Origin of the sequence: Nocardia panacis (genome assembly GCF_003598715.1) — a bacterium.
GTDB classification, from domain to species: Bacteria; Actinomycetota; Actinomycetes; order Mycobacteriales; family Mycobacteriaceae; genus Nocardia; species Nocardia panacis.
Window position 1 is genome coordinate 1 of record NZ_QZFU01000047.1, and the last position, 1,644, is coordinate 1,644.

The 1,644-nt window shown below is 48.7% G+C and carries 1 protein-coding gene; it reads left to right on the top strand.

The features are described from left to right. The first annotated feature begins 74 nt into the window (after window positions 1–74). Entirely contained in the window at window positions 75–1,337 is a 1,263-nt protein-coding gene (locus D5S18_RS36750) for an IS91 family transposase (protein WP_120044955.1), read from the top strand. Window positions 1,338–1,644: the final 307 nt, after the last annotated feature.

The window sequence follows — 1,644 nt, forward strand, 5'->3', positions numbered from 1 at the left end:
ACATTATAGAATTTATAACATTTCGGGGTGGGGCAGGACTTCCGCCTCGTTGTTGTTTTTGGTAAGGTTAGGATATGGAGACGAACGTGCTAAAACGAATCTTCTTTGATGAACATGGACATTGGGATCGGTTTGTTGCGAAGCATAAGGGCAAGCTTCGTCCTAATGTGCTAAAAGAAGTGGAGAAGTTTCGCAAATGCGGAGATCCAAGGAATGGTTTTAAGCTGTTGGTGTGCGAAGGATGCCACGACCTACGGCTTGTTCCGTATCGTTGCAAAGGAAGATTCTGTACGACCTGTTCATGCGGAGAAACGGAAGAATGGGCCCGGTTGCTCGAACAAGATGTATTTCAGGTCAATCACCGTCATGTCGTTTTCACGGTTGATGAAGGATTACGCGAAGTGTTTCTTCTCCACCGAGACAAACTGCTCAAAGAATTTATGGACGAGGCCGTCCGTGTAGTCAAAACGTATTTCGAGAAGAAGCACAAGGTGACGCCCGGCATCATAGCAGGGCTTCATACCTTTGGGGCGCGGATGAATTTCAATCCCCATGTCCATATGCTAGTAACCATGGGCGGGATGAAGAAGAACGGGGAATGGAAAACGTATGACTTTGTGCCGTTCGAGATGTTGCGTAAACAATGGCAGACGGTTGTGTTGAAGCTGATTCGCCGAAAGTTAAGCGCCCGAGAGAAAAAGCAAGTACAATCCCGTTTGCAAAAAGCCTACTCCGAAAATGGGGAAGGCTTCTATGTGTATGCCCCGAAACAGAAAGGGAACGTCAAGCGGCAACTCGGATATATCGGGCGATATATGAGAAGACCGGCGATTGCGGTGAGCCGGATCGAAGCGTACGACGGAGAAACGGTGACCTTTCGTTATCGGGATAAGACGGATGGGGAGGAGAAAACGGAGACGATCCCGGTGGAAGAATTCATCGGAAGGCTGATCCGACATATCCCGGATGAAAACTTTAAGACGATTCGTTACTATGGGGTTTACTCGCGGCGGATCAAGAGCCTGTGCAAGAAGTTAGTCAGCGAGTGGCAAAAAGCGGCGAGAAGATGGATCGTCAAGGCAAAGCGGATATTGAAACGCAGAACGTGGAGTGAACGGGTCAAGGAGCAGACGGGGAAGCCGCCATGTTGTCCGAAATGCGAAAGTTATTACGAATACAAGGGAGAAGCTTGCCTTGAGGATGGGCAATTGAAGGTGAAGTACGCGGTGTGCTCCACCTCAAAGGCATGCCTGGAAAGGATGATTCGGGATGTCACCGGTGTCCAGGAAACGAAAGGCGGTCAAGAAAAAGAAAAAGCCGCAGAGCGGGCTGCGTAGCAAAGAAACGATAAAATACATTTGTTTGCAATGCAGCAGCGAAGAAGAGATTCCGCTGCAAGTCGTACGGAATTTCGATGCGATGGATGATGGAGATCCGACCGTACCTCCACAATTCCGTTGTGAAGAATGCGGCGGAGCGATGTATCCGGAATATTACAAAGGAGTTCATGGCTACGAATACAGGATAAGTGATGTGAAAAAGTAGACTGGGGACAGAGGAAGAAGATCCCCATACCCCAGCTTACTTTGGCACATATGAACGGAGATGCACGAACTTAAAGGACGCCGTCAGGCGTTTTTCTTA

Coding starts and splice junctions, on each gene's coding strand:
- D5S18_RS36750 (WP_120044955.1), top strand. CDS start 75: ATGGAGACGAACGTGCTAAAACGAATCTTCTTTGATGAACATGGACAT.